Source organism: Streptomyces sp. NRRL F-5630, assembly GCF_000719475.1.
Classification (GTDB): domain Bacteria; phylum Actinomycetota; class Actinomycetes; order Streptomycetales; family Streptomycetaceae; genus Streptomyces.
The window spans coordinates 36,901-57,113 of sequence record NZ_JOGO01000015.1; the positions used below are offsets into that span (position 1 = coordinate 36,901).

Consider the following 20,213-nt stretch of genomic DNA (forward strand, 5'->3'; position numbering starts at 1 on the left):
GGCTCCGGCCGGTGCTCCGGCGGCCGGCCGCCGGAGCACGCGATGAGCGCCCCCGCCGCCGTGCCGAGGGCCGGTATCGCGCTGGCCTCGGGGCGCGGGCGCTGGGTGCTCGTGTGCGCGGTGCTCGCCTCGGGGATGTCGATGCTCGACGGGACGGTCGTCAACGTCGCGCTGCCGCGCATCGGGAGCGACCTCGACGTGTCGCTCGCGACGCTCCAGTGGATCGTCAACGCGTACATGCTCACGCTCTCGGCGCTCCTGCTCCTCGGCGGGGCGCTCGGCGACCGGCTCGGCAGGCGGCGCACGCTGGTCGCGGGCGTCGTGTGGTTCGCGCTCGCCTCGGCGCTGTGCGGCTTCGCGTGGGACGGCGGCCTGCTCATCGCGGCGCGGGCCCTCCAAGGGGTGGGCGGGGCCCTTCTGACGCCGGGTTCGCTCGCGCTCGTGCGGGCCTCGTTCCGTGAGGAGGACCAGGCGAAGGCGGTGGGCGCGTGGTCGGGGCTCACCGGGGTCGCGGGCGCGGTGGGGCCCTTCCTCGGCGGGTGGCTCATCGACGGACCGGGCTGGCGGTGGATCTTCTTCCTCAACCTGCCCCTCGGCGCGGTCGTCCTCGCGCTCGCGCTGCGGCACGTGCCTGAGAGCCGCGACCCGGCGGCGACGGGGCGCTTCGACTGGACGGGCGCGGCGCTCGGCGCGCTCTTCCTCGCGGGGATCAGCTACGCGCTCATCACGGCGAAGGGCGCGAGCCCCGGGCGGCTGCTCGTTCCGCTCGGGGTGGGGCTCGCGGCCGGCGTGGCGTTCCTCGCGGTGGAGCGGCGGGCACGGGAGCCGATGCTGCCGCTCGGTCTCTTCTCCTCGCGCCTGTTCAGTGTCACGAACCTCATGACGCTGTGCCTGTACGCGGCGATCGGCGGCGTGCTGTTCCTGCTGCCCGTGCAGTTGCAGAACGGTCTCGGGTACGACGCGTTCGAAGCGGGCGTCGCGAGCCTGCCGATCACGCTGCTCATGCTCGTCCTGTCGGCTCCCTCGGGCGATCTGGCGCGGCGGATCGGGCCTCGGGTGCCCCTGACCGTGGGACCGCTGGTGGCCGCGGGCGGGGCGCTGCTGATGCTGCGGATCGCGCCGGGGGCCTCGTACTTCCCCGACATTCTCCCGGCGGTCGCGGTGATGGGGTTCGGGATGAGCGTCTTCGTGGCGCCGCTCACGGCGACGGTGCTCGCCTCGGTGGAGGCGGAGCGCGCGGGGCTCGCGAGCGGTGTGAACAACACGGCGGCGCGCATCGCTCAGCTCCTCGTGGTCGCCGCGCTCCCGCTCGCCGTCGGCCTCTCGGACGACGCCTACCGCCACGCCCCGCAGGTCGACGCGGCGTTCCACCGCGCGGCCTGGGGCATGGCCGGCCTGCTCGTCCTCGCGGCGGCCCTCGCCCTCTGCTTCGTACGGCGCCCCGGCGCACCGGCCCGCGGCCGGGAGACCGCCGAGCCGCGCTGCCGCACCCACGCGGGCCTCGCCGCTCCCCCGCTGGAGCCAGGCGACGGGGACCGGTGCTGAGGCAGGGCGGCTGACCCGCGCGGGCCGCCCCCACGTCCCTCCGGGCGAGCCGGTGGCGGGCGCGGCGCGCGACCTCGCGGCGGCACGACGAGCGCGGACCGGGGCGCGCGGCCGGGGTACGCCCCTACGGTCTCGGCGCGTCCCCCTCCGCCGCCGGACCCCCGTCGTCGTCCTCCTCCGGGCTCAGCTGCGGATCGAGGTCGTCGCGGACGAGGTCGTGGGCGACGAGCTGGCGGGTGCGGTAGGCGGAGCGGGCGACGAGGTGGGACGCGACGGGAGCGGTGAGGAACTGGAAGAAGACGACGAGGGCGAGGGCGCCGTTGTCGATGCCGTTGCGCAGCCTCAGCGCGACGCCCGCGACGATCAGGAGCAGGCCGAGGGTCTGCGGCTTGGTCGCGGAGTGGCTGCGCGCGAGGACATCAGGCAGCAGGAGCATCCCGAAGACGCCCAGGAGGCACTGGAGGCAGCCGAGGAGGAGGAGCACGGCCCCGGCGAGGTCGGCGGCGCGGGCCCAGGCGCTCATCGGTGGTCTCCCTTGGGGGGTGCGGGCCTCGGGCGGTCGCGGACGGCGATGAAGCGGGCGATGCCGACGGAGCCCGTGAAGCCGAGGAAGGCGAGGACGAGCATCACCGGGATGTAGAAGGGGTCGCGGTCCCAGGCGGCCTTGACGCCGATGCCCGCGGTGATGAGCGCCGCGACGACGTCGAGCGCGACGGCCCGGTCCAGCATCGAGGGGCCGCGCCAGATCCGTACGAGCAGCAGCGCGCCCGCGAGCACGACCATCGCCCCCGCCGCGAGGATCAGGTCCTTCTCCACGGTGTCGAGCACACTCATGTCTCCTCCGTAAGTTGTTGGGTGGCCCGGGAGGGCCGGGTGTGGCTTATGGTTTCTTGCCTTCAGTGGCTTCCGAGGAGTGGCCGCCCGGCTCTCCGGGGCGCCCTGGCTGCTGATTGAGATGTGCGCGCTTCGTGCGGTCGCTGATTACGGAGATGACAGCGGGGTGTTCCTCGGGCCGACGGCAAGCCGGGCGGAACGAGGAGGGGCGAGTGAGCGAGCGACAGGCCCGGGTATGGGCCGGTGTCGATGCCGGTAAGGGCCACCACTCCACTGGACTGCGGTGGTCGATGAATCCGGCGCGACCTTGTGGTCGAAGAAGGTCGACAACGACGAGTCGGCGATCCTGACCGCGCTCGGCGAGATCCTCGACCTGGCGGACCAGGTCCACTGGGCGGTGGACATCTCCGGGACGTCCTCCGCACTGCTGCTGGCCCTGCTCGCGGCGCACGGCCAGCAGGCCGTCTACGTGCCCGGACGCACCGTCAACCGCATGTCGGGCGCCTACCGGGGTGAGGCGAAGACCGATGCCCGTGACGCCTACGTCATCGCCGAGACCGCCCGCCACCGCAACGACTTCGCCACGATCGACGTGCCCGCGCAGCTGGCCGCCGACCTCGCGCTGCTGACCGCTCACCGCGCCGACCTCGTGGCCGACCGGGTGCGGATGATCAACCGTCTGCGCGACGTGCTGACCGGCGTCTTCCCCGCGCTGGAGCGGGCCTTCGACTACAGCAGCCACAAGGGCGCTCTCGTTCTGCTGACGGGCTACCAGACCCCGGCCGCCATCCGCCGCCGCGGCCGGGCAAGGCTGACGGCCTGGCTGGCCAACCGCGGCGTGCGCGGCGCCGACATGGTCGCCACGAGCGCGCTGGAAGCCGCCCAGGCCCAGCAGACCGCGCTGCCCGGCGAGGACGTCGCGGCCCAGATCGTCGCCGACCTGGCCGCCCAGATCCTGGCCCTGGACGACCGGCTGAAGCGGATCGACAAGCAGATCCGCGAGACGTTCCGCAGTCATCCCCAGGCCGAGATCATCGAGTCCCTGCCCGGCATGGGACCGATCCTCGGTGCCGAGTTCGTCGTCGCGGCCGGCGACCTGTCGGCCTATGCCGACTCCGGCCACCTGGCGTCGGCGGCCGGGCTGGTGCCCGTCCCGCGTGACTCCGGCCGCCGCACCGGCAATCTGCACCGGCCCAAGCGCTACAGCCGCCGCCTGCGCAGGGTCTTCTACATGTCCGCGCAGACCAGCATCATCCGCGAGGGACCGAACCGGGACTTCTACCTCAAGAAGCGCGGTGAGGGCTGCAAGCACGTCCAGGCTGTCATCGCCCTGGCCCGCCGACGGGCGAGCGTGTTGTGGGCCCTGCTGCGTGACGGACGGATATTCACCTCCGCCCCGCCGGTCACGCACGCGGCTTGACTTCGTCATTGAGACTCCTCGGGGGGCGGTGCCGCGGCGCGGCGGACGTCCTCGGCCGTGCCGAAGGCCCGTGCGGTGAGCCGTTCGGTGTGCCACACGGAGCGGCGGGCGCGGTCGATCTGCTGGGGGTCGTCGGCGTCGAGCACGTGGACGAAGAGCGTCGCCGTCGCCTGCCGGACCTCGATGACGGAGCCGCCGGGGACGGCCGAGACGGCGAGGGCCGTCGCGGTGAGCATGAGATCGCTGCGGCAGCGCAGCGGCACGGCGACGACGGCGGCGGGGTACGGCCCCGGGGTGAAGGTCATGCGCGTGACCCGGACGCTGGAGACGGCCATGTCCCACAGCAGGTAGAGCACGAGGTGGGCGATGCCGAGCGGGCGCAGTCGCAGCCCGAGGTCGACGGCGGGCAGCGGGAAGAGGAGGCACACGGCGACGCCGACGACGATCCCGTTGAGGAGGTTCGCCCAGGAGAGGGTGCCCCACAGCAGGACCCAGATGACGGTGAGCCAGGCGATGAGCGGCAGGTCGATGACACGCCTGCTGGTGCCCCCGCCGAGGGTCCAGCTGTACGGGGAGCGTCGGTTGCCCCGGAAGAGGATGCTCAACGGTGCAGCACCGCCTCGATGTAGGGGGTACGGGCGAGGAGTTCACCGGCCGAGCGGTCGGTGAAGGAGGTGAGCGGGCCGCCGAGGACGGTGTAGGAGAGGCCGAGCGCGACGGCGGCGGCCGTGGCGAGGGTCATCGTGGGCGGCAGCCTGCTCGTGGTCTTGGTGACGGCGCGCCCCGAGAGGGTCGCGGGCGCCGCCCGCCCCGCGGGCTCGGGGCGGGTCGTCTCGTCGTCGCCCTCGTCGTCGTTCTCGCTCTCCTCCAGGACCGCGCCCTCGGCGAGCTGTCCGGGCGGTGCGGCACGCCAGAACGCGAGGTTCCACACCTTCGCCATGACGTAGAGGGTGAGCAGGCTCGTGGCGACCGAGCCGGCGACCAGCGTCCACGCCCACCCGCCACCGGACTGCGCGCCCGCGCGCAGGAGTTCGAGCTTGCCGATGAACCCGGAGAGCGGTGGGATGCCCGCCAGGTTCATCGCCGGGACGAAGAAGAGCAGGGCCAGCAGCGGGGCGCCGCGGGCGAGGCCGCCGAGCCGGGTCAGCTCGGTCGTGCCGCCGCGCCGCTCGATGAGTCCCGCGACGAGGAAGAGGGTGGTCTGCACGGTGATGTGGTGCGCGACGTAGACGATCGCGCCGCCGAGACCCGCGCGGGTCGCGAGGCCGATTCCGAAGACCATGTAGCCGATGTGGCTGATGAGCGTGAAGGACAGCACGCGCTTCAGGTCGGTCTGCGCGACGGCGCCGAGGATGCCGACGACCATCGAGGCGAGCGCGGCGAGCAGCAGGAGGTCACCGAGGCGGTGCCCGGGGAAGAGCAGCGTCTGGGTGCGCAGCATCGCGTACACACCGACCTTGGTGAGCAGCCCGGCGAAGACGGCGGTGACGGGCGCGGGCGTCGTCGGGTACGAGTCGGGCAGCCACGCGGCGAGCGGGAAGACGGCGGCCTTGATCGAGAAGACCGTCAGGAGCATCGCCTCGATGAGCGTGCGCGCGCCGAGCGGGATGTCCTGGAGGCGGACGGCGAGCTGGCCGAAGTTGACGGTGCCGCAGGCCGCGTACGTCATGGCGATCGCGACGAGGAAGAGCATCGAGGAGAAGAGCGAGATGATCACGTAGGTGGCGCCCGCGCGCACGCGGGGCTCGGTGCCGCCGATCGTGAGCAGGACGTAGCTCGCGACGAGCATGATCTCGAAGCCGACGTAGAGGTTGACGAGGTCCCCGGCGAGGAAGGTGCAGGAGACCCCGGCGACGAGGACGAGGTAGGCGGGGTGGAAGACGCCGAGCGGGCTCTCGTCGTCGCGGTCGGCCATGCCCTGCCCGAGCGAGTAGAGCAGGACGAGGAGGGTCACCGCCGAGGAGACGGTCAGCATGAGCCCGGCGAGCCGGTCCGCGACCAGGGTGACGCCGAGCGGCGGGGCGAAGTCGCCGAGGTGCACGACGAGCGGCCCGGTGCGGTCTGCCTCGACCATGAGGAGGACCGAGAGCACGAGCACGGCGGTGAGCACGGCGACGCTGATGAGCCGCTGGAAGCGGTGCAGGCGGGCCCCGATGGCGAGCTTGAGCCCGGTGACGAGGAGCGGGAGGACGACGGGGAGCGGGACGAGGGAGTTCACCGGGGCTCTTCGCCTTCCTGTCCTGGGTCGTTGGCGGGACCGGGGTCCTCGGCGGGGCGGGGTTCCCCGGCGGGAGGGGGCTCCCCGGCGGCCGAGGAGGACTCGGGGGCGGAGCGGCCCGCAGCGGTCGGGGGTCCTTCGGGGGTACGGGGTTCTCCGGCACCACGGGGACGGGCGCGCCCCTCCGCCCCGGGGTCCCGGGCCCCCTCACCGCCGTCACCCGGCCCCGACCCGGTGCCGCCCTCCCCCGGCCCCGACCCGCTCCCCCGGTCCCCCGGCCCCGTGCCGCCACCGTCCCGGCCCTCGCCGCTTCCGCCACCGCGCTCGTCCCCCGTGTCCCGGTAGTCCTCCGGGTCGGCGCCCAGGATGTCGTTCCACAGGTCGCCCGAGGCGTCGCGGGCGCGGGCCTGGTAGGCGCGGTCGGCGCGCAGGCGGGCGCGGAGTTCCTTGCGTTCGGCGCGGTAGCGGGCGCGGGCGCGCGGGGAGTGGCCGCGCGTGGCGCGGATCTCGCGGTAGCGGGCGCGCAGGGCGCTGCGTTCGTCGAGGACTTCGGCGCGCAGGGCGACGAGGCGGTCCTCGGTGTCGTCGCGCACTTCGTCCGAGCCCGTGACCTGGTGGGTGCGGTAGGCGAGGGCGAGGAGGAAGGCGGTGGTGGCGAGGGCGATGACGAGGGCGGTGAGGGCGACGGCCTGCGGGAGCGGGTCGGTGACACGGTTGCGGATGATGCGCGGGTAGAGGAGGGGCGGCTCGGCGGCCGAGCCGGTGGAGGCGAGGACGAGGAGGTTGGCGCCGTTGCCGAGGACGACGGTGCCGAGCAGGATGCGCGTGAGGGACCGGGTGAGGACGAGGGCCCCGCCGACGGCGCAGAGCACGACGGCGGAGACGAGCACGGCGAGGCTCAGGGTCACCGGCCGCCCCGCTCCTGCTGGGCCGCGCGCAGGGCCGCGACGCGTTCGATCTGCCGGTCGATCTTGGCGCCGAGGGCGCGGACGAGGTCGAGGACGACGCCGAGGACGAGGAGGTAGACGCCGCAGTCGAAGAGGACGGCGGTGGAGAGATGGACCTTCCCGTAGACGGCCCAGTCCCCGTGCCAGGTCCAGCCGTGGAGCACCGTCCCGTCGGCGAGTCCGCCGAGCGCGACGCCCGTGGAGACGAACAGGCCGAGCCCGGTGAGGAGTCCGGGCCCGAAGGGTGCCGCCGCGGCCAGCTCGAAGCGGCCGCCCGCGAGGTAGCGGGTGATGAAGGCGACCCCGGCGACGAGTCCCGCGACGAAGCCGCCGCCCGGCATGTTCTCGGCGCAGAAGAGCAGGTAGACCGAGAGCACGAGGATCGGGTGGTAGACGAGCCGGGCGACCACTTCGAAGATGACGGAGCGGTGTTCGGGCGCGAGGGTCTTGCCGGCCGCGAGCCACGTGCGCTCGGGAGCTGTCTCGTCGCCCTCGGGGAGCCCGGCGAGGTCGCGGTGCGGGAGGGTCCAGGCGGTCCAGCGGGTCGAACCCGAGGGGTGCCGCTCGCCGGGGCTCGCTCCGCCGGTGTGCACGGGGGACGGGGGCTCGCCCGAGGGCCTGGCGGGAAGCAGTTCGTCGCTCTCGGTGCGGCGGTGCAGGTAGATGAGGCTCGTGACGCCGATGGCCGCGGCGGCGAGGACGGCGGACTCTCCCATCGTGTCCCAGGCGCGCAGGTCGACGAGGATGGTGGCGACAACGTCCTTGAGGCCGTGGTGCGCGGTCTCCTCGACCATCGCGCTCCCGGCGGGCGACGCGGAGCGCACCCCGGCCATGATCCACACGACGCAGCCGATGGCCGCCGCGCCGAGGAGCGCGACGGGGGCGCGGAGGACGCGGCGCCAGCGCGTGTAGTTCTCCTCGAAGTGGACGGGCATACGGCGCAGGACGAGGACGAACACGACCATCGAGACGGTCTCGACGCAGAACTGGGTGAGCGCCAGGTCGGGGGCGCCCTGCACGACGAAGAGCAGCCCGGTCCCGTACCCGCTGAGCCCGACGAGCACGACGGCCTTCATGCGCCGCCGCACGCCGAGGCACAGCAGCGCCACGACGCAGGTCAGGACGGCGATCCCGGCCTGTGCGGGGGTGTCCCACAGACGAGGCGCCGGGACGCCGCTCCAGGGCTCGTCGACGGCGAGGACGGCGATCTGGCCCGCGAGGACGACGGCGAGGACGGTCGCGATGTACGCGGAGAGCGAGCCGCGCTGCACGAAGCCCGTGCTCTGGAGCGCGAGGCGTTCGAGGGCGAGGAGGCAACGCCCGAAGACGAGGTCGGCGGAACGCCAGGCGACGGCCCGCCCGAGCAGTTCGACGCGGTCGCGGAGGAGGAAGAGCCCGATGCCCGCCGCCCACGCGGCGGCGGAGAGCACGAGCGCGGTGCCGACACCGTGCCACAACGCGAGATGGTAGGGGTGCGCGGGCCTGGGGAAGGCACCGGCGTACGTGGCGAAGAGGTCCTCGGTGCCCTGGACGGCGGGGCCGAGGAAGAGGCAGGAGGCCGCGAGGACGGCGGGCGCGAGGAGGAAGCCGGCCGCGACGGCGTGCGGCGCGGTGTCGGGCACACCGGGCTTGCGGGCGAAGGCGCCCCACACGTAGCGCAGGGTGTAGCCCGTCGTGAGGGCCGAGCCGACGACGCACCCGGCGAGGGCCCAGCGATCGGCGGCGTCGCCGTTCAGCAGCGCCTGGAAAGCGGCCTCCTTGGCGGCGAAGCCCAGCAGCGGCGGCACCGCGGCCATGGAGAGTCCCGCGACGACGGCGATCGCGGCGAGGACCGGCAGGCGGTGGCCGAGCCCGGACAGGGAGCGCAGGTCGCGCGTCCCCGTCGCGTGGTCGATGACGCCCGTGACGAGGAAGAGCGGGGCTTTGAAAAGGGCGTGCGCGAGGATCATCGCCCCGGCGGCGAGCCCGGTGTCGTACGCGCCGGCCCCGGCGAGGACGGTGAGGAAGCCGAGCTGGCTGACGGTGCCGTAGGCGAGCACGAGCTTCAGGTCGTGCAGGCGCAGGGCGCGCCAGCCGCCGAGGAGCATCGTGACGGTGCCGAGGACGAGCAGGAGCGGGCGCCAGGGCTCGATGTGCGCGAAGCCGGGGGCGAGCCGGGCGATGAGGTAGACGCCGCCCTTGACCATGGCGGCGGCGTGCAGATAGGCGCTGACGGGCGTGGGCGCGGCCATCGCGTTGGGCAGCCACAGGCTGAAGGGCCAGATGGCCGACTTCGACAGCGCGCCCGCCAGGATCAGGACGAGGGCCGTCGCGACGGTGCCGGAGGCGGGTGGCGGGTGCGCGACGAGCGCGGAGATCCGGTAGGTGCCTGTGACGGTGCCGAGGATGACGAAGCCGGCGAGCATGGCGAGCCCGCCGCAGGTCGTGACGGTGAGCGCCTGGAGCGCGGAGCGCCGGTTCTGCTTCACGGTGCTGCCGTGCCCGATGAGCAGGAAGGAGAAGACGGTGGTCAGTTCCCAGAAGATGTAGAGCAGGATCAGGTCGTCCGCGAGGACGAGGCCGAGCATCGAGCCGGCGAAGGCGAGCAGGGAGCCGCCGAACCGGCCGAGCTGGGCGGCCGTGTCCTCGAAGTACCAGACGCAGTAGAGCAGGACGAGGGCCCCGACGCCGCCCGCGAGGAGCACCATCAGCTCGCCGAGCGCGTCGAGCCGCAGCGCGTAGTCCACGCCGTAGGCGGGCAGCCACCGCCACACCGTGACGTCCTCCCGCCCGTGCGAGGCGTCCGCCCACGAGGCGAAGCCCCAGCACGCGGCGGCGGCCGGGGGCAGGGCGAGCACGGCGAAGGCCCGCCGCCCGAGCCACCGCACGAGGGCGGGGGCGCACGCGGCGAGCGCGAAGTGGGCGAGGAGCAGCGCGGTCATGCGGCGGGGCAGGAGCGCGGCGAGGGACAGAACACCCGACAGTGATATATCGGGCACGCCTTCGGGGTCCGTCCGGCACGCCGCACGAAAGAAGCCCCTGCCGCGATCGAGGATGCGGAAACGGGCAGACGCACCTCGCAGACACCCCGTCACTCCCTCCCCGATTGGAGCCCCCGGATGCATGTCACCCTCGACGGCAGGACCGCCCTCGTCTCCGGATCGACCCAGGGCATCGGCGCCGCGATCGCGGCCGGTCTCGCCGAGGCGGGCGCGCGTGTCGCGGTCAACGGCCGCGACGCCTCCCGCACCGAAGCCGCGGCGGCCTCGCTGCGCGAGCGCTTCCCCGACGCGGAGATCGTGGCGGTGCCCGGCGACCTCGCGAGCGACGAGGGCCTCGCCCAGGTGCTCGACCGGCTGCCGCGCACCGACATCCTCGTGAACAACCTCGGCATCTTCGGCGCGCGCCCCGCGCTGGAGATCGACGACGCGGAGTGGCGGCGCTACTTCGAGGTCAACGTGCTCAGCGCGGTCCGTCTCATCCGCGCCTATCTGCCGGGCATGATCGAGCGCGGCTGGGGCCGGGTGCAGAACCTCGCGAGCGACTCGGCCGTCGCGATCCCGGCCGAGATGATCCACTACGGCATGTCGAAGACCGCGCTGCTCGCGGTGACGCGCGGCTTCGCGAAGGAGGCGGCGGGCAGCGGCGTCACGGTCAACTCGGTGATCGCCGGGCCGACGCACACGGGGGGCGTCGAGGACTTCGTCTACGAACTCGTCGACCGCTCCCTGCCCTGGGACGAGGCCCAGCGCGCCTTCATGCGCCAGCACCGGCCGCAGTCGCTCCTCCAGCGCCTCATCGAGCCGGAGGAGATCGCCCACATGGTGGTCTACCTCAGCTCCCCGCTCGCCTCGGCGACGACGGGCGGCGCGCTGCGGGTGGACGGCGGGTATGTGGACTCGATCCTGCCGTAGGCGGCGGGGTCCCGGGTACGGGTGCGTGCGCTCGGTAGCGGGCGGCGACGCGCCCCGTACCCGATCGGGCGGTCCCGATTCCAGGCGCCACGCCGGGCGCGGGGGCGGCGGGGCATGGCACTTTTCGGGGGAGCGACCCCGCCCGGGTGGGGGTGAGGCGGGGCCGGTGTCATCCGATCGGCGGAATGCGGGGGCCACTTTGTGTAACCAGGGCGCGTACCGAGCACGGCTAGGCACATGAGGCACGAGAGCTCTTCCGCCCGCCGCGCCCGGCGGGCGCCCGGATTACCCGGGATACCGCTGTTCGGGCGATATGCTCGCCCGGTCGGCGCGGGGCCCGGCCCCCGAAAGGGCCGTGGGCCCCGGCCCGTTGACGACCCGTCCGGCCGTACGTCCCCGCGCCCGCCCGGCGCCCGGTCCCCCGCGGCGCCCACGTCCTCCCCTTCTTCCGCACGTCCCCCGAAGGTGTTCGATGCCTCGTCCCCCCGTCTCTCCTCCGGGCCCCGTCCCGGCGCCCGCGCCGTCCGGTCGCGCGACCGGCGTGCTGTGGCCGGCGACGCTGCTCACGCTGTTGTGCGGCTACGGCGGCGCGGTCTCGCTGCTGGCCGCGCAGCGGCTCGCGACCGCGGTCCTGCTCGGCACGCTGATGGTGCTCGCGCTGTGCGGCCTTGAGGCGCTGCGCCGACAGCACCGCACGGCGGTCGCCGATGGCGAGCTGCTCGCCCTGGAGCTGGCCCGGCGCGCGGCCCAGTCCGAGCGCAGGGACGCCGACTGGCAGTCGTACCTGACGGAGCAGTCGGAGCTGATGCGCCAGGAGCTGGAGCACTTCGTCAAGGAGCGGCTGCCCGCGGCGGTGCGGGGCCGGACGGTGCCCCCGCCGCGTCCGCAGAGCGCGGAGCTGACGCAACCCGTCGCGGACCTCTTCGAGCGGGTCCTGTGCGAGGTGGCCGAGGAGTGCGAGTACCTGGAGGAGACCCGCAGGCTCGTCCTGGTGGAGCTGGCGGGGCGGGTGCAGAGTTCGGCGCACCGCATCCAGTCGGCGGTGACGGGCCTCTCCGACCGGTACCCGGACGACGCGGAGCTTCTGGAGACGACGATGCTCGCCGACCACGCGGCGACACAGCAGGCGCGGCACGCGCAGAGCCTGAAGGTGCTGTGCGGGGAGTGGCCGGGGCAGGAGTGGCGGCAGCCGCTGAGCCTCGTGGATGTCGCGCGCGCCGCCTCGGGCCGCATCGTCGCCTACCGCCGCGTCGAGGTGACGGGCGATCCGGCCCCCGCCGTGCGCGCCGCGCTCGCCGAGCCCCTCATCCACCTCCTCGCCGAACTCCTCGCCAACGCCACGGAGTACTCGCCACCGCGCACGACGGTCCCTGTCACCGTGCGCACGGTGCAGAAGGGCGCGGTCATCGAGGTGCACGACGGCGGCCTCGGCCTCGCGCCGGACCGGCTGAGCACCGCGCAGGAGATCGCCTCGGGCCGCAGGCCGCTCGGCCTGCGCGAGGTCGGCGAGGTCCCGCAGACGGGGCTCGCCGTCGTCGGACAGTACGCGCGGCGGCACGGTTTCCAGGTGGACCTGGGCCCGTCGCCGTACGGCGGCCTGCGCGCCGTGGTCCTCGTCCCGGCCGCCGCGCTCACGGACGACGAGCCGGGCGGCGACCCGTTCGGCGACGAGGAGGTGCGCGGACTGACGGCACTCGAAGCGGCCGAGCGCGTCCCGGGCCTCGTCCCGCACCCGACGGGCACCGCGTGAGCGCCCCGGCGGCGCTGCGCCCGTACGTCATCACGCGCGGGCGCGCGCGAGCCGCGTACGGAATCGCCCTCGAAGCGCTCCTGACCACCCGCCAGGCCCCGCGCCCGCTCGGCCTGAACCCGGAGGAGCGCACCCTCCTCGACCTGTGCGCCCGCTCCCTGGCCCTCGCCGAGGCCGCCGCCCGCCTCGGTCTCCCGGTCGGCCTCACCCGCGTCCTCGCCTCGGACCTCGTGGTGCGGGGCCTGCTGACGGTGAGCGAGAGCGTGCCCCCGGAGGTGCGGCTGCTGCGTGACGTGCTCGCGGGCTTGCGGCGGATGACGTGAGCACGGCGGCGGCCCTCCGGCGCCCGGCGGGCCGCCGCCCCTCACGCGGCGCTGGCGCGCGGGGCCGGACGAGCGCTCCGGCGCGGGACCGGAGCGGCGATTCGGCGCGGGGCCGGAGCGGCTCCGGCTACAGCCCCTCCCCCGTACCCCGGCCCAGGTACGTCAGCTCCCCCGCCTCCGGGACCGGTATCCCATGGAAGCCCAGGCGGTCGTAGAAGGCTCGGGCCGGGGTGTTCGCGGTGACCATGCCGAGGTGGACGCGGGGGACGCCGCGGGCGGCGAGGGCCGCGAGGTGGGCGCGCATCAGACGGCGGCCGTGGCCCTGGCGCTGGAAGGCGGGGAGCAGGTCGATGTGGAGGTGGGCGGGGTACTCCGTGAGGGCCGGGACGCGCATCCTCTCGGGGTCGTGGAGGAGGCCCGCCATCACCTCGTCGCTGTCGGTCGCGGGCCCGGCGGGGAGCGGGTAGCGGGCGGCGTGGCGTGGCAGCCACTCGGCGCGGAAGCGGTCGACGAAGCGGTCCGTTTCGGCCGTGCCGAGCACGTATCCCACCGCGCGCCCGCCCTCGTCGAGGACGAAGCACAGCTCCGGTTCGAAGGCCGCGTACGGGTGGGCGAAGAGCGCGGGGAGTACGGAGGGGTCGCGGTAGTGCGGGCGGGCGTCGCCGCCGAGGTGTGCGGTGCGCACGCAGATGTCGGCGAGCGCCTCGTGGTCGGCGGGGCGGTAGGGCCGTACGTACGGGGCCATGCGTCGTTCCTCTCCGGGCGACGCGCCTGGCGCCCGCCCCCGCGCGAACCTACGACACGGCGGGACCCGGCGACAGGGGATGGGGGAACGGCGTGGCCTGACTTTCCGGACTCCTACCCGCGCCTGGCGGGTGACGGCCTCCGGCTCCCGGGGGCACTTCGGGTACGGGGGTGGTGCTCCAGGTCGCACAGGCCCGGGGCGCCGCTCCCGCGGCCCCTCCCCCCGCCCGCACCGCCCTGACGTCACCCCGCGTCAGAGGTCTTGACAACCCGATTGGTCTGGACCATCCTCCCGTCAGACGGTGGCCACCGTTCCGCACCCGCAGTGCCCTGTTCTCCTCCAAGTGACTCCCTTTCGGAGGTAGTTGTGGAACGCGCCCCCTCTTCGGCGACCGGCAGACCCGGCCGCACCCGCCCCTCCCCTCGCTCCCGCCTGCGCCGGTTCCTCGGCGCGGGCGCACTCGTGTCCACGACCGCTCTCCTGCTGAGCGGGCTGATCGCGGGGACCGCCCAGGCCGCCGACGTCAACAACGCGCGGAACCCCGGCTTCGAGTCCGGGCTTTCGGACTGGACGTGCGCCAACGGCAGCGGCCAGGCGGTGGGTTCGCCGGTCCACGCGGGCAGCGCCGCGCTGAAGGCCAGCCCCTCGGCGTCCGACACGGCCCAGTGCGCCCAGACCGTGAAGGTCAAGCCGAACGCCACCTACACGCTCAGCGCGTACGTGCAGGGCTCGTACGTGTACCTCGGCGCGAGCGGCACCGGCACGACGGACGTCTCCACCTGGACCCCCGGCACCTCCGGCTGGTCGCAGCTGAAGACCACCTTCACGACCGGCGCGAACACCACTTCGGTCCAGGTCTACCTGCACGGCTGGTACGGGCAGCCCACGTACTACGCCGACGACGTCTCCGTGCTGGGCCCCGACGGGGGCGGCGGCGGGGGCACCACGCCGAGCGTGCCCGCGGCGCCCGGCGCCCTGAAGGCCGGGGCGGCGGCCGCGACCTCGATCCCGCTGAGCTGGAACCCCGTCACGAACGCGACGAGTTACAACGTGTACCGCGACGGCACCAAGGTGCAGTCGGTGACCGGCGCCTCGGCGACCGTCACGGGCCTGACCTCGGCCACGACGTACAGCTTCCAGGTCACGGCCGTCAACGCGGCCGGCGAGTCCCCGAAGTCGGCGGCGGTCTCGGCGACCACCACCTCGGGCGGCAACCCCGGGGGCGGCGGCTCCGTGCCGAAGCACGCCGTGACCGGCTACTGGCAGAACTTCGACAACGGCGCGACCGTGCAGACGATCGCGCAGGTCCCGGCGCAGTACGACATCATCGCCGTCGCCTTCGCCGACGCCACCACCACGCCGGGCGCCGTGTCCTTCACGCTCGACTCGGCGGGCCTGAAGGGCTACACCGTCGACCAGTTCAAGGCCGACATCAAGGCGAAGCAGGCGGCCGGCAAGAAGGTGATCATCTCGGTCGGCGGCCAGAACGGCACCGTGTCGGTCTCCGACACCACCTCCGCGACGAACTTCGCCAACTCGGTGTACTCGCTCATGCAGACCTACGGCTTCGACGGCGTGGACATCGACCTGGAGAACGGAGTCAACTCCACCTACATGTCCCAGGCCCTGCGCTCCCTCTCCGCGAAGGCGGGCAGCTCGCTCGTCCTCACCATGGCCCCGCAGACGATCGACATGCAGTCCACGTCCGCCGAGTACTTCAAGACGGCGCTCAACGTGAAGGACATCCTCACGGTTGTCAACATGCAGTACTACAACAGCGGTTCGATGCTCGGCTGCGACGGCAAGGTCTACAGCCAGGGCTCGGTGGACTTCCTCACCGCGCTCGCCTGCATCCAGCTCCAGGGCGGCCTCGCCCCCTCGCAGGTCGGCCTCGGCCTCCCGGCGTCGACGCGCGGCGCGGGCAGCGGCTACGTGGCGCCGAGCGTCGTGAACAACGCGCTCGACTGCCTCTCGAAGGGCACCGGCTGCGGTTCCTTCAAGCCCTCGACGACGTACCCGGCCCTGCGCGGCACGATGACCTGGTCCACGAACTGGGACGCGACGGCGGGCAACGCCTGGAGCAACGCGGTCGGACCCCACGTGCACGCGATGCCCTGACGGGCGAAGCGCTGAGGACGGAGGCGGTAGGGGACCGGTGGCTTGCCGGTCCCCTACCGCCCCCTCCGCAGACGCCCGCACCTCGCGGGCGCGGGCGTCGAGCGGCTTTCGCGGGATTCGTCGTGCGTGCCCCCTGGCCAGACGCACCGGGAGCCCCGTGGCCCCGCCAGAGGGTTCTCTCCGCAGCAGGGCCGCCGGGCCGAGGGGCCCCGCGCGCACGGGACGTCAGACGCGCCCGGTCGTCACGAGCCCCGGGACCTCGCACGTGCTCGCCACATCCCGCGTGACGCCCTCGTGCGCCGCGTCGAGCAGTGTCAGCATCGTGTCGAGCACGTGGTGCGCGAGCCCTGCCGAGGCGCGGTGCGTACGGCCCGTACGGAGCGAGTCGGCCAGGTCGGCGAGGCCGATCCCGCGTCCCGCGCCCGGGAACCCTGCGCTGGCGGGCAGTTCGTCCCAGCCCGCGCCCCGGTTCAGCTCCACGGGCCCGTCGAAGCCGTTGGGGTCCGGGACCGCGAGAGAACCCTCGGTCCCGTACACCTCGATGCGCGGCAGCCGTGCCGCCGGGATGTCGAAGCTCATCACGAGCGTGCTCAGCGCGCCGCTCGCGTGGTGCAGGACCCCGGTCACGTGCGTGTCCACCTCGACGGGGAACCGGGTGCCCGCGCGCGGCCCGCTGCCGATGACGCGCTCGGCGCGCGGGGTGGACACCGCGCCCGTGACCTTCGCGACCGGGCCGAGGAGGTGGACGAGCGCGGAGAGGTAGTACGGGCCCATGTCGAGCAAGGGGCCGCCCCCGGGCCGGTAGTAGAACTCCGGGTCCGGGTGCCACACCTCGTGCCCCGCCGACGTCATGAAGGCGGTCGCGGCGACGGGCGTGCCGATACGGCCGTCCTCGACGGCCTTGCGCGCCGTCTGCGTTCCGGTGCCGAGCACGGTGTCGGGGGCGCAGCCGACCCTGAGCCCGGCGGACTCGGCCGCGGCGAGGACCGCGGCGGACTCCTCGCGCGTCGCGGCGAGCGGTTTCTCGCCGTAGACGTGCTTGCCCGCCGCGAGCGCCGCGAGCGCGACCTCGGCGTGCACGGCGGGGACCGTCAGGTTCAGTACGGCGTCGACGTCCTCGCGGCCGAGGAGGTCCTCGACCGAGCCGAGCGCGACCGCGTTCCCGGCCCGTTCCGCGGCGGCCTTCGCGCGCGTCAGGTCGAGGTCGGCGACGGCGGTGACCCGCAGCGGGCGGGTGAGACGGTCCAGGGAGTCGAGGTAGGCGCCGCTGATGGCCCCCGCGCCGACGATGCCGATCCTCAGCGGCTCGCCCACAGCAGCCCCCTCTCGGTCAGGAGACGCACGCCGGGCACGTCGAAGTCGTCGGGCTTGTGGCCGATCGTGTTGACGAAGACGCGCCCCGCGCCGTAGCGACGGCTCCACACGGCCGGCATCACGACCTCCTGGCCGTGCTCCTCGCCCGCCGGGAAGACCGTCGTGGCGTGCACCTCGATCGCGGGGTCGGTCGCGACCCAGTACTGCTCCGTGTGGACATCGAAGTCCTCGATCCCCGCGACCAGTTCGTGACCGGGGACGATATGGACCCGGTGGTCGTGGTAGCCCTCGGGATGCATGAGGAACTGCCCTCCGGTGAGCCGCTGGTAGCCGAGGTCGCCGCGGAAGGAGTCCACGACACCGCCGTGCCAGCCGGCGAAGCCGGTGCCCGCGCGGACCGCCGCGACCAGGCCCGCGCTCTGCTCGCGGGTCACCTCGCCCATCGTCCAGCACTGCACGATCAGGTCGGTGGCGGCGAGTCGTCCGGCGTCGGCGTAGACGTCGAGGGTGTCCGAGGTGTCCACCGCGAACCCGGCGTCCTTGAGGAAGGGCAGGAAGAGGTCGGTGATCTCGACGGGCGAGTGTCCCTCCCACCCACCGCGGACGACGAGCGCCCTTCGGCCGGGGTTCGTCATGGTCTTGCACGCTCCCATCGGGGCTCACGGCCCGCGCGGCCGGATCGAGGCGGGTGGGGGCCGGTCGGTCGCACCGCGCGGACCCGGGGGAAGGGCTTCGCGGGGCACGGGGGTGGTTCACGGTGCGCCTCGCGCCGACGACGCCACCACCGGCGCGGCTGCTCCGCTCGGTCACACGAACGTACGGACGAGGCGCCCGGTATGTCAATCGGCTTGACTAATGCAATCCCAGCGTCCGCACAGGCCCCTGAGGAGGCCCGTGCGCGCCTGTCGGAGCGTCAGGGAGAGCAACGCAGAAAACGCTTTCCCCAGTCTCGTCGGAGCGGGCTCGGTACGCAAGACTGGCGCTGGTCGCCGCTGGTCGCCTCAGCGGGGACGGCCGTCCCGCGAAGGAGTCACCCCTCATGCCGCAGCCGGTCCCCGCCCGACCCGCAGACCCCGCCGCGTGGACCAGCCGGGCGCGCTGGGGTCGGCTCGCCGACGACATGCTGCGCGCGGTGCGCCCCTACGCGAGCGAGCGGCACGCGCTGGTCCGGCTGCCCGGCCCGGCGAGCGCGAGCGGCGAGTGGAGCGACGGACTCGAAGGCTTCGCGCGCACCTTCCTCCTCGCCGCCTTCCGGCTGCGCGGCGAGGAGGGGCACGATCCGTACGGCCTCGCCGAGTGGTACGCGCGCGGCATCGCCGCGGGGGCGGACCCGGAGAGCCCCGAGCGGTGGCCCACCTTCGCCGAGGCCGGCCAGGCGAAGGTCGAGGCCGCGTCGATCGCGCTCGCGCTGCACGAGACGCGCCCGTGGATCTGGGACCGCCTGGGCGAGCGCACCCGCGCCCAGCTCCGCGACTGGCTCGGCCTCATGGTCGGTGCCGACATGCCGCAGAACAACTGGATCTGGTTCCAGGGCGTCACCGAGGCGTTCGCGCGCACGGTGGGCGGGCGGTGGCGCCAGGAGGACCTGGACCGGACGCTCGCGAGGGCGGAGGAGTGGTACCAGGGCGGGGGCTGGTACTCGGACGGGCTGACCGGCGGGGCGCACCGCAATCACGACCACTACAACGGCTGGGCGATGCACCTCTACCCCTTGTGGTTCACGCGCGTTCTCGGCGAGCGGGCGCCCGAAGGACTCGCCGACCGCTACCGCGAGCGGCTGCGCCTCTTCCTCGCCGACTGGCGCCACCTCGTGGGCGGGAACGGGGCGCCGCTCTTCCAGGGCCGCTCGCTCACCTACCGCTGGGCCGCGCTCGCCCCGCTGTGGACGGGCACGCTCTTCGGCGCGAGTCCGCTGACGCCGGGCGAGACGCGGGGCCTCGCGGCGCGCACGCTCTCGTACTTCACGGAGAACGGGGCGCTCACCGGGGAGGGGCTGCTGAGCCTGGGCTGGCACCGCCCCTTCCGGGGGCTGCTCCAGCGGTACTCGGGCCCGGCCTCGCCGTACTGGGCGAGCAAGGGCTTCGCGGGGCTGCTGCTTCCGGCCTCGCACCCGGTGTGGACGGCGGAGCCCGAGCCGCTCGCGGTGGAGCGCGGCGACTTCACGCGCACGCTGGACGGGCCCGGCTGGCTTGTGACGGGCACGGCCGCCGACGGGGTCGTACGGGTCGTCAACCACGGCGGCGACCACAGCGATCCGGCGCGGCTGTGGCCCGACGACCCGCACTACGCGCGGCTCGGCTACTCCACGCACGCCACCCCCGAGTACCCGGCGGACGCGGGGGCGGGGGCCTGGGAGGCGAGCGCGACGCTCCTCGACGCGGAGGGCCGGGCGGCGCACCGCAGGCCGCTGGAACGGCTGTCGCTCGCGGACGGGACGGGCGTGTCGCGGTCGCGCGCGCACTGGCCCGTGGACGCGGCGGGGGCGGGCTGGGACCCCTTCGGCGGAGCGCCCGCCGCCTTCCGCACGGGGCCGTGGCTCACGGTCGGTTCGGCGGTACGGGGTTCTGTCGAAGTGCGGGTGGCGCGGGTGGACCCGGCCGCTCCCGGTGACACCCCGGCGGTGCGGGTGCGCTTCGGCGGCTGGGCGCTCCCGGTGGGGACGGAGCCCGTGCGGGAGCCGGACGCGGCGCCGGGGGCATCGGGTGCGGGGCTCCGCGCGGAAGGAGGCACCGGCACCTTCGCCGACGCGCCGTCGGGTGTCCCGGGCCACGCCGCGGTGACCTCGCCCGGCGGTCTCGTCTCATCCGTGACGGATATGGGCGGGCTGCCGCTCGGCGCCGTGCGCGCGGCGACGGGGTGCAGCCCCCTGGCGCGCGACTCGGCCACTCCCCTGCTGACCTCCGAGGCGGAGGCCGTGCCGGGCACGCTGTACGCCGCCGCGGTCCACCTCGGCAAGGGGACCCCGCGCGCCCTGCCCACCCTTGCCACCACCTGGGCACCGGACGGTACGACGACCGCGGAGATCACCTGGCCGGACGGCCACACGCACACCCTGCGACTCCCGGCGCCGCCGATGGGCTGAGCCGGGCGGCACCGGGCCGGGGCA

15 protein-coding genes and 1 pseudogene are annotated in these 20,213 nt (G+C 74.1%); 7 read left to right on the plus strand and 9 right to left on the minus strand.

Features of this window, described 5'->3' with window-relative positions:
- Positions 1 to 42 precede the first annotated feature (42 nt).
- On the plus strand, positions 43 to 1,545 hold the full coding sequence (locus tag IF99_RS0109775) for an MFS transporter (RefSeq protein WP_030995991.1): 1,503 nt from the start codon (positions 43 to 45) through the stop codon (positions 1,543 to 1,545).
- 124 nt (positions 1,546 to 1,669) lie between these two features.
- On the opposite strand, the gene mnhG is transcribed toward IF99_RS0109775, so the two are convergent.
- Together mnhG and IF99_RS0109785 are read right to left on the minus strand one after the other, a co-directional pair.
- A complete protein-coding gene (gene mnhG, locus IF99_RS0109780; RefSeq protein ID WP_030995992.1) occupies positions 1,670 to 2,068 on the minus strand; it encodes a monovalent cation/H(+) antiporter subunit G in 399 nt (132 codons plus the stop codon).
- Complete coding sequence (locus IF99_RS0109785; RefSeq protein ID WP_030995993.1) at positions 2,065 to 2,379, minus strand: monovalent cation/H+ antiporter complex subunit F; 315 nt, start codon at positions 2,377 to 2,379, stop codon at positions 2,065 to 2,067. The genes mnhG and IF99_RS0109785 overlap by 4 nt, the downstream gene beginning before the upstream one ends.
- A 212-nt stretch (positions 2,380 to 2,591) precedes the next feature.
- Here IF99_RS0109785 and IF99_RS0109790 point away from each other — a divergent pair.
- Positions 2,592 to 3,799 (plus strand): annotated as a pseudogene (locus IF99_RS0109790) (IS110 family transposase).
- Between the two features lie 5 nt (positions 3,800 to 3,804).
- On the opposite strand, the gene IF99_RS0109795 reads toward IF99_RS0109790, so the two are convergent.
- From IF99_RS0109795 to IF99_RS0109810, 4 genes are read right to left on the minus strand one after another with little or no spacing between them, the layout of a single operon-like run.
- Entirely contained in the window at positions 3,805 to 4,404 is a 600-nt protein-coding gene (locus IF99_RS0109795; RefSeq protein ID WP_030995995.1) for a Na+/H+ antiporter subunit E, read from the minus strand.
- Positions 4,401 to 6,017: a Na+/H+ antiporter subunit D gene (locus IF99_RS0109800; protein ID WP_030995996.1), complete on the minus strand. Its 1,617-nt coding sequence runs from the start codon at positions 6,015 to 6,017 to the stop codon at positions 4,401 to 4,403. The genes IF99_RS0109795 and IF99_RS0109800 overlap by 4 nt, the downstream gene beginning before the upstream one ends.
- The gene (locus IF99_RS31610) at positions 6,014 to 6,925 is read right to left on the minus strand and encodes a Na(+)/H(+) antiporter subunit C (RefSeq protein ID WP_030995997.1); all 912 of its coding nucleotides are present in this window, start codon (positions 6,923 to 6,925) and stop codon (positions 6,014 to 6,016) included. The genes IF99_RS0109800 and IF99_RS31610 overlap by 4 nt, the downstream gene beginning before the upstream one ends.
- The gene (locus tag IF99_RS0109810; protein WP_030995998.1) at positions 6,922 to 9,885 is read right to left on the minus strand and encodes a Na+/H+ antiporter subunit A; all 2,964 of its coding nucleotides are present in this window, start codon (positions 9,883 to 9,885) and stop codon (positions 6,922 to 6,924) included. Before IF99_RS0109810 ends, IF99_RS31610 begins: the two co-directional genes overlap by 4 nt.
- 177 nt (positions 9,886 to 10,062) lie before the next feature.
- On the opposite strand from IF99_RS0109810, the gene IF99_RS0109815 reads away from it, so the two are divergent.
- The 3 genes from IF99_RS0109815 to IF99_RS0109825 all read left to right on the plus strand — a co-directional run bounded on the left by IF99_RS0109815 (position 10,063) and on the right by IF99_RS0109825 (position 12,930).
- Complete coding sequence (locus IF99_RS0109815) at positions 10,063 to 10,857, plus strand: SDR family NAD(P)-dependent oxidoreductase (protein WP_030995999.1); 795 nt, start codon at positions 10,063 to 10,065, stop codon at positions 10,855 to 10,857.
- A 472-nt stretch (positions 10,858 to 11,329) separates the two neighbouring features.
- Positions 11,330 to 12,607: an ATP-binding protein gene (locus IF99_RS0109820; protein ID WP_234340637.1), complete on the plus strand. Its 1,278-nt coding sequence runs from the start codon at positions 11,330 to 11,332 to the stop codon at positions 12,605 to 12,607.
- Positions 12,604 to 12,930 (plus strand): DUF742 domain-containing protein, encoded by a 327-nt coding sequence (locus tag IF99_RS0109825; RefSeq protein WP_030996001.1) that lies wholly within the window; start codon positions 12,604 to 12,606, stop codon positions 12,928 to 12,930. Before IF99_RS0109820 ends, IF99_RS0109825 begins: the two co-directional genes overlap by 4 nt.
- A 127-nt stretch (positions 12,931 to 13,057) precedes the next feature.
- On the opposite strand, the gene IF99_RS0109830 is transcribed toward IF99_RS0109825, so the two are convergent.
- Positions 13,058 to 13,675, minus strand: a complete 618-nt coding sequence (locus tag IF99_RS0109830; protein ID WP_030996002.1) for a GNAT family N-acetyltransferase — start codon at positions 13,673 to 13,675, stop codon at positions 13,058 to 13,060.
- A gap of 366 nt (positions 13,676 to 14,041) precedes the next feature.
- Here IF99_RS0109830 and IF99_RS0109835 point away from each other — a divergent pair, with 366 nt between their 5' ends.
- Positions 14,042 to 15,793, plus strand: a complete 1,752-nt coding sequence (locus IF99_RS0109835; RefSeq protein WP_030996003.1) for a chitinase — start codon at positions 14,042 to 14,044, stop codon at positions 15,791 to 15,793.
- Positions 15,794 to 16,018: 225 nt separating this feature from the next.
- On the opposite strand, the gene IF99_RS0109840 is transcribed toward IF99_RS0109835, so the two are convergent.
- Positions 16,019 to 17,107, minus strand: a complete 1,089-nt coding sequence (locus IF99_RS0109840; RefSeq protein WP_030996004.1) for a Gfo/Idh/MocA family protein — start codon at positions 17,105 to 17,107, stop codon at positions 16,019 to 16,021.
- Positions 17,092 to 17,760: a ThuA domain-containing protein gene (locus IF99_RS0109845; protein ID WP_030996005.1), complete on the minus strand. Its 669-nt coding sequence runs from the start codon at positions 17,758 to 17,760 to the stop codon at positions 17,092 to 17,094. The genes IF99_RS0109840 and IF99_RS0109845 overlap by 16 nt, the downstream gene beginning before the upstream one ends.
- A 386-nt stretch (positions 17,761 to 18,146) precedes the next feature.
- On the opposite strand from IF99_RS0109845, the gene IF99_RS0109850 reads away from it, so the two are divergent.
- The gene (locus IF99_RS0109850) at positions 18,147 to 20,189 is read left to right on the plus strand and encodes a DUF2264 domain-containing protein (protein WP_030996006.1); all 2,043 of its coding nucleotides are present in this window, start codon (positions 18,147 to 18,149) and stop codon (positions 20,187 to 20,189) included.
- The last annotated feature ends 24 nt before the right edge of the window (positions 20,190 to 20,213 follow it).

Bases quoted from the DNA above. Each gene is read 5' to 3' on its own strand.
- IF99_RS0109850 (WP_030996006.1), top strand. From the start codon at position 18,147: ATGCCGCAGCCGGTCCCCGCCCGACCCGCAGACCCCGCCGCGTGGACC.
- IF99_RS0109820 (WP_234340637.1), top strand. From the start codon at position 11,330: ATGCCTCGTCCCCCCGTCTCTCCTCCGGGCCCCGTCCCGGCGCCCGCG.
- mnhG (WP_030995992.1), bottom strand. From the start codon at position 2,068: ATGAGCGCCTGGGCCCGCGCCGCCGACCTCGCCGGGGCCGTGCTCCTC.
- IF99_RS0109845 (WP_030996005.1), bottom strand. From the start codon at position 17,760: ATGGGAGCGTGCAAGACCATGACGAACCCCGGCCGAAGGGCGCTCGTC.
- IF99_RS0109785 (WP_030995993.1), bottom strand. From the start codon at position 2,379: ATGAGTGTGCTCGACACCGTGGAGAAGGACCTGATCCTCGCGGCGGGG.
- IF99_RS0109775 (WP_030995991.1), top strand. From the start codon at position 43: ATGAGCGCCCCCGCCGCCGTGCCGAGGGCCGGTATCGCGCTGGCCTCG.
- IF99_RS0109830 (WP_030996002.1), bottom strand. From the start codon at position 13,675: ATGGCCCCGTACGTACGGCCCTACCGCCCCGCCGACCACGAGGCGCTC.
- IF99_RS0109815 (WP_030995999.1), top strand. From the start codon at position 10,063: ATGCATGTCACCCTCGACGGCAGGACCGCCCTCGTCTCCGGATCGACC.
- IF99_RS0109810 (WP_030995998.1), bottom strand. From the start codon at position 9,885: ATGACCGCGCTGCTCCTCGCCCACTTCGCGCTCGCCGCGTGCGCCCCC.